7 protein-coding genes are annotated in these 6,359 nt (G+C 74.9%); 4 read left to right on the top strand and 3 right to left on the bottom strand.

Annotated features, from left to right (window positions below):
- Nucleotides 1-73 precede the first annotated feature (73 nt).
- From ABZ914_RS43985 to ABZ914_RS43975, 3 genes are read left to right on the top strand one after another with little or no spacing between them, the layout of a single operon-like run.
- Nucleotides 74-1,264 carry an AAA family ATPase gene (locus tag ABZ914_RS43985; protein ID WP_500200679.1) on the top strand — a complete coding sequence of 397 codons (1,191 nt, stop codon included), beginning with the start codon at nucleotides 74-76 and terminating at the stop codon, nucleotides 1,262-1,264.
- The gene (locus ABZ914_RS43980; protein ID WP_500200678.1) at nucleotides 1,261-2,436 is read left to right on the top strand and encodes a vWA domain-containing protein; all 1,176 of its coding nucleotides are present in this window, start codon (nucleotides 1,261-1,263) and stop codon (nucleotides 2,434-2,436) included. Before ABZ914_RS43985 ends, ABZ914_RS43980 begins: the two co-directional genes overlap by 4 nt.
- Before the next feature lie 51 nt (nucleotides 2,437-2,487).
- On the top strand, nucleotides 2,488-3,426 hold the full coding sequence (locus tag ABZ914_RS43975) for an MBL fold metallo-hydrolase (RefSeq protein WP_500200677.1): 939 nt from the start codon (nucleotides 2,488-2,490) through the stop codon (nucleotides 3,424-3,426).
- 49 nt (nucleotides 3,427-3,475) lie between these two features.
- Here the strand turns inward: ABZ914_RS43975 and ABZ914_RS43970 are convergent, their stop codons facing one another.
- Nucleotides 3,476-4,633, bottom strand: coding sequence for an FAD-dependent oxidoreductase (locus ABZ914_RS43970; protein WP_500200676.1), 1,158 nt, complete (start codon nucleotides 4,631-4,633; stop codon nucleotides 3,476-3,478).
- A gap of 88 nt (nucleotides 4,634-4,721) precedes the next feature.
- Between ABZ914_RS43970 and ABZ914_RS43965 the strand changes: the two genes are divergently transcribed.
- Nucleotides 4,722-5,327, top strand: a complete 606-nt coding sequence (locus ABZ914_RS43965) for a PadR family transcriptional regulator (RefSeq protein WP_500200675.1) — start codon at nucleotides 4,722-4,724, stop codon at nucleotides 5,325-5,327.
- A gap of 71 nt (nucleotides 5,328-5,398) precedes the next feature.
- Here ABZ914_RS43965 and ABZ914_RS43960 read toward each other — a convergent pair whose 3' ends face one another.
- Together ABZ914_RS43960 and ABZ914_RS43955 are read right to left on the bottom strand one after the other, a co-directional pair.
- Nucleotides 5,399-5,743, bottom strand: coding sequence for a hypothetical protein (locus ABZ914_RS43960; RefSeq protein ID WP_500200674.1), 345 nt, complete (start codon nucleotides 5,741-5,743; stop codon nucleotides 5,399-5,401).
- 48 nt (nucleotides 5,744-5,791) lie between these two features.
- Nucleotides 5,792-6,166 (bottom strand): hypothetical protein, encoded by a 375-nt coding sequence (locus ABZ914_RS43955; RefSeq protein ID WP_500200673.1) that lies wholly within the window; start codon nucleotides 6,164-6,166, stop codon nucleotides 5,792-5,794.
- Nucleotides 6,167-6,359: the final 193 nt, after the last annotated feature.

The following is a 6,359-nucleotide window of genomic DNA, read 5'->3' as shown; positions in this document are numbered from 1 at the left end:
GGGCGGCCGGCCGCCCGCGCACGCTGGCGACGGCGATCAAGCAGGCGAAACGCGACGATCTGGAGTTCCTGTTGTGACCACGGAGACCGTGACGGGGCCGCTCGACGCGGCGGACGAGCTGAACCGGCGGGCCGGCGCGTGGCGGGCCGAGCCGGCGCGCAGTGTGCAGTTGGAGGCGCTCGCGCTGGCGGTGTCGGCGAACATCCCGGTGCTGCTGTGGGGCGAGCCTGGCATCGGCAAGTCCGCGGGCATGGAGCGGCTCGCGGAGGGCCTCGGGGTGCCGCTGGAGACGGTCATCGCCAGCGTGCACGAGCCGTCCGACTTCGCCGGGCTGCCGATCATCGGGGACGATCCGGCCGCGACCGGCGTGCCGATGGCGCCGCCGGACTGGGCGGTGCGGCTCGCGGCGGCGGGCCGCGGCGTCGTGTTCTTCGACGAGCTGTCGTCGGCGCCGCCGGCGGTGCAGGCGGCGCTGCTGCGGGTCGTGCTGGAGCGGCGGGTCGGCAGCCTGCGCCTGCCGGAGCCGGTCCGGGTCGTCGCGGCGGCGAACCCGCCGGCGAGCGCGGCGGACGGCTGGCACCTGTCGCCGCCGCTGGCGAACCGGTTCGTCCACCTGCATTGGACGCACGACCCGCGCACGGTGGCGCGCGGGATGGCGGGGACGTGGCCGGAGCTGACCGTCCCTGTGGTGGACGGGGCGAAGGTGTCCGCCGCGATCGCCCGCGCGCGCGGCGCCGTCTCGGGGTTCCTCACGGCGCGTCCGGGCCTGGCGCACCACCTGCCGGAGGACGCCGAGGCGCGCGGCGGGGCGTGGCCGTCGCCGCGCAGCTGGGAGATGGCGCTGCGGCTGCTGGCCACCGGGTACGCGACGGACGCCGGGCAGGACGCGGTGGCCGCCGCGGTGATCGGCGCGATCGGCGACGGCGCGGGCATCGAGCTGCTCTCCTACCTGGAGGAGCTGGACCTGCCCGACCCCGACCGGGTGCTGGCCGACCCGAAGGCGTTCGCGCTGCCCGAGCGCGGCGACCGGCAGCTCGCGTTCCTGACCGCGGTGGTCTCCTCGGTGCAGGGCGACTGCACCCGCAGGCGGTGGGAGGCGGGCTGGGAGGTGCTGGCGAAGGCGGTCGACGCGGGCGTCCCGGACGTGGCGGCGCGCGCCGCGTCCGACCTGGCGGCGCTGCGCGACGTGCGCTGGCCGGTGCCGCCGGGGATCGACGCGTTCCTCGACATCCTGCAGCTGTCCGGCGCCCTGCCCGGCGCGTGACCGCCGTGCTGGACCGGACGAAGCTGCTCGCCGCCCGCTACAAGGCCGCCGGCGACCGCCCCTACCTGGCGTCCGCGCTGTACTCGCTGACGGTCGTGCCGAGCGACCGCGTGCCGACGATGGGCGTCGACCGGCACTGGCGGTGCTACGTCTCCCCCGCGTTCGTGGACGCCACGCCCGTCGAGGAGCTGGCGGGCGTGTGGATCCACGAGGCGGCGCACCTGCTGCGCGACCACCACGGCCGCGCGTCCCGGCTCCCGGCCGCCGACCAGCGCGACCGCGGGCGGGTCAACATCGCGCAGGACTGCGAGATCAACGACGACCTGCTCGCCGACGGGCTGCCGCTGCCCGCCGGGCGGGTGCACCCCGGCGACTTCGGGCTGCCCGAGGGCCGGATGTTCGAGGAATACCTGGCGGGCGTCCCGCCGCAGCCGCACCACGACTGCGGGTCGGGCGCGCACGGCGTGCCGGCGCCGTGGGAGCTGGACGCGGCGGGCGCGCCGTCGGTCCGCGCGACCGAGGCGGAGGCGCTGCGGCGCGCGACCGCGGAGGCGATGCGCGCGCACCAGCGGGCGCGCGGGCACCTGCCCGCCGGGTGGCGGCGGTGGGCCGACCAGGTGCTCGAACCGGTCGTGGACTGGCGGCGGGTGCTGGCGGGCGCGGTGCGGGAGGCCGTCGCGTGGGCGGGCGGCGCCGTCGACTACACCTACCGGCGGCCGTCGCGCCGCACCCCGGCGCTGCGCGGCGCGGTGCTGCCGAGCCTGCGCCGCCCGGTCCCCCGCGTCGCGATCGTGATCGACACGTCGGGGTCGATGGGCGACGACGAGCTGGCGGCGGCGCTCGCGGAGGTCAACGGGGTGCTGCGGGAGGTCGGCGTCCGCGGCGACCGGGTGAGCGTGCTGGCCTGCGACGCCGACGTGCACGCGGTGTCGCGGGTGACGTCGGCCGAGCAGGTCGAGCTCGGCGGGGGCGGCGGCACCGACATGCGGGTCGGGATCGCGCGGGCGCTCGCGCAGCGCGACCGCCCGCAGGTGGTGATCGTCCTCACCGACGGCTACACGCCGTGGCCCGCGGAGTCCCCGTCCTGCCGGCTGATCGCCGCGCTGGTCGGCGACGGCGCGCCCGACCCGCCCCGATGGGTGGAGACGATCCGCATCGACCGGGACGCGTAGCGGCTCGCGAGGAGGGCCTCGTAAGGTACCTCCGAGGATCTGGAGGCACCGATGAGCGACGCGCCCGGACGCGACGGCCCCGGCGAGCCCCGGCTCGAGGAGGTGTCGGACGGCGTGTTCGCCTACCTCCAGCCGGACGGCACGTGGTGGATCAACAACACCGGCTTCCTGGCCGCCGAGCGGGGCGTGATCAGCGTCGACGCGTGCTCGACCGAGCGCCGCAGCCGCGCCTACCTGGACGCGATCCGGACCGTCACCGACCGGCCCGTCCGGACGCTGGTGAACACCCACCACCACGGCGACCACACGTTCGGCAACTACCTGTTCTCCGGCGCCACCATCGTCGGGCACGAGCGGACCCGCGAGAGCGCGCTCGCGTGGGGCAGGCCGTTCGACGAGCCGTTCTGGACGAAGGTGGAGTGGGGCGGCGTCGAGGTCGAGCCGCCGTTCCTCACCTACACCGACGGCGTGACGCTGTGGGCCGGCGACCTGCGCTGCGAGGTGCGGCACGTCGGCACCGCGGCGCACACCACCAACGACTCGATCGTGTGGATCCCGGAGCGCCGCGTGCTGTTCTGCGGCGACCTGCTGTTCAACGGCGGCACCCCGTTCGTCATGCAGGGCTCGGTGGCGGGCGCGATCAGGGTGCTGGAGGAGGTCGTCGCGCCGCTGGACGCGGCGACGATCGTCCCGGGCCACGGCCCCGTCGCGGGCCCGGAGCTGATCGGCCGCGTCCTCGGCTACCTGCGGTTCCTCCAGGCGACGGCGGCGGAGGGCAAGGCCGCCGGGCTGTCCCCGCTGGAGGCCGCCCGGGAGGCCGGCCTCGGCGAGTACGCGGAGCTGACCGACTCCGAGCGCATCGTCGGCAACCTGCACCGGGCGTACGCCGAGCTGGACGGCCTGGAGCCGGGCGGCGAGATCGACACCGCGACGGCCCTGCTGGAAATGGTCGACTACAACGGCGGCCGTCCCCTGACCTGCCGGGCATGACGGGCCCCGCCGGGCGGTGACGCGGCCGGCGGGGCGGTGACGCGGTCGGCTAGGCGGTGACGCGCGCGTCCCAGTCGATGCGGAACCGCTGCACGAAGCCGAACATCCGCTCCGGGTCGACGGGCCCGGCGGGCCCGCCGGCCGACTTCTCTTTGTTCGTCCGCGCGGCCGCGGCGGCGATCGCCTCGACGCGCGGGCGCCGCAGGCCCTCGTAGGCGGTGAACGCGGCGGACGGGCCGGGCAGGTCGCGCAGGCAGCGGGCGAGTTCGACGGCGCTCTCGATCGCCAGCGACGCGCCCTGCCCGGAGCTGGGCGACGGCGCGTGCGCGGAGTCGCCGACGAGGACCATGCGGCCGCGGTGCCAGTGCGGGACGGGCGGCATGATCTCGATGCCGCCGAGGACGAACAGGTCCTCGGCGCGGCTGTGCCGGAGCAGCGCGGCGCCAGGGTCGTCGTCGGCGTGCAGGTCGCGGAGCCGCTCCAGCCACTCGCCGGGCGGCGTGTTCCGCGACGCGTACGCGGCGGCGGCGTCGGGTTCGGGGACGTTGCTGAACCACGCGACCCGGCCGTCCGGCATCGACCAGTAGCCGAGGAACGCGCGGGCGCCGAACGCGAAGTACATGAGGTCGGGGTCGGGGGTCACGCCGCTGCCGGACGCGAACCCGCCGAGGCCGATGAGGCCGGTGTACTCGGGGTCCGGGGCGGCGGGGTCGATGAGGCCGCGCACGGTGGAGCGGATGCCGTCCGCGCCGACCAGGACGTCGGCGGTGGCGGTGGTGCCGTCGCCGAACCGCGCGGTGACGCCGCCGGCGGTCTCCTCCGCGCCGGTGAGCCGCTTCCCGTACTCGATCGGGACGCCGTGCGCGGCGGCGTGGTCGTGCAGGGCGCGGTTCAGGTCGGCCCTGGCCAGGACGTGGCTCGCGGGCAGGCCGGGCAGCCCGCCGAACTCGGCGAACCGGTTGCCCTTGCCGTCGCCCATCGCCATGCCGGGCACCGGGCGGCCCGCGGCGCGGACCGCGTCGGCGGCGCCGATCAGCTCCAGCGCGTTGAGCCCGTTCGGCGCGACGGTCAGCGCCGCGCCGCCGTCCTTCTCGGCCGGGTGCGCCTCGTACACGGTCGCGTCGATGCCCGCCTTGCGCAGGGCCAGGGCCGTCACCGGGCCCGCGATGCCGCCGCCGATCACCAGGGCCGTCCGTACCGGGTTCATGCCGTCTCCTCGGGTCGTCGTCATGGCTTGATAGTCACACTGAAACTAGTTGCATGTCAACTAGTGCTGGCGCGGCTAGTATCGGCGCATGAGCGCACCCGTCCGCCGTTCGCCGCTGGCCCTGACCGTGCTGGCCCTGCTGCACAACCGGCCGCTGCACCCCTACGGGATCCAGCGGCTGATCAAGGAGTGGGGCAAGGAGCAGGTCGTCAACGTCGAGCAGCGCGCGAGCCTGTACCGGACGATCGACCGGCTCAACGCGGCCGGGCTGATCGCGGTCCGGCAGACCGAGCGCGGCAGCCAGTACCCGGAGCGGACCGTCTACGAGGTGACCGAGGCGGGGCGGGAGACGGCGCGGACCTGGCTCCGCGAGATGGTCGCGGCGCCGAAGCGGGAGTTCCCGGAGTTCCCGGCGGCGGTGTCGAACACGATGCTGCTGCCACCGGAGGAGCTGCTGGAGGTGCTGGAGGAGCGGCTGCGGGCGCTGGAGGCGGACCTCGCCGGGCTGGACGCGGGCCTCGGCGAGGAGGAGGCGATGGGCCTGCCGCGCGTCACCATGCTGGAGACCGAGTACCTGCGGGCGGTCACCGCCGCGGAGGCCGATTGGGTGCGCTCGATCGTGGACGACCTGCGGGCGGGCCGACTCACCTGGAGCGAGGAGATGCTGGCCGCCTTCGACGACGGCGCCCGATGACGGCGCGGTGAGAGCAGAGCGAAGGAGGGGTGCGGCGCCCCCCGCCGCACCCCTCCCCTATCGGTCGGCCGTCAGACCCGGCCCGCGTCCGTGATGGACACGATGGACGCGGTCTGGAACTTCTTGTGGCCCTTGGCGTCGGCCTTGACGTTCGTGCTGTAGGTCTTGTACGTCCAGCTCAGGCTGTACTTGATCTTCAGCTTGTGGGCCGTCTTGCACCGGTTGTGCCAGTACACCGTGACCGAGGTGTTGCCGTCGCCCCAAGACCAGGCGAAGCAGCCGGCGACGCCGCGGTGCACGTCCGCCGAGGCGGGGGCGGCGCCGACGCTCGCGCCGAGCCCGGCGGTCGCGACGGCGGCGGCGGCGATGACGGCGGCGCGGGTGCGCAGGCCGGTCCTACCCGAACGCACGGACATGGAAGATCCTCCTCGTTGACGAGTTCCGGTCGTGGTCGGAGGGGCGGGTCAGCAGGAGCCCTTGGACAGGATGCTGACCTTGTACGGCATGCTGTTGTCGATCTTCTTGTGGCTCTTGGTCTTGGCCGGGGCGACGAAGCACTTACTGAAGTAGGTGCCGTTCGAACGCCGGAAGTCCAGCCAGATGGCGCGCTTCTGGGAGCAGTGGTTGTTGTAGTAGACGGTCGTGGAGACGTTGCCGTCGCCCCACGAGATGTTGATCTTGTTGCCCTTCGGCGACGCGCAGGACGCGGACTTGTGGTGCGTCGCGGCGGCGGAGACCTTACCGGACGGGGCCGCCGACGGGGCCGTCGCGGCGGACGCGGCGGGGGCGCCCGCGAGGGCGGCGGCCACTCCGGCGCCGAGCAGGGCGGGAACGATCATGCGGTACTTCACGTTGCGCCTTTCCGTGGAGTCCAGGGAGCAGCCCGCGGATTGGTCCTGCCGACAAGGCGGAAACGCCCTCCGCGGACGGTCCAAGGCTGGCACTGGACGATCTTCGTTCGCAACCGATCCGGCGCGGCGCGGTCGCGTCCCGCGCCGCGGGCGCCCGGGCGTGTCGCGGCGGCGGCGCTGC

Origin of the sequence: Spirillospora sp. NPDC046719 (assembly GCF_040645715.1) — a bacterium.
GTDB lineage: Bacteria > Actinomycetota > Actinomycetes > Streptosporangiales > Streptosporangiaceae > Spirillospora.
The sequence above is the reverse complement of the archived record's forward strand: the minus strand, read 5'-3'. Positions and strand labels throughout refer to the sequence as shown.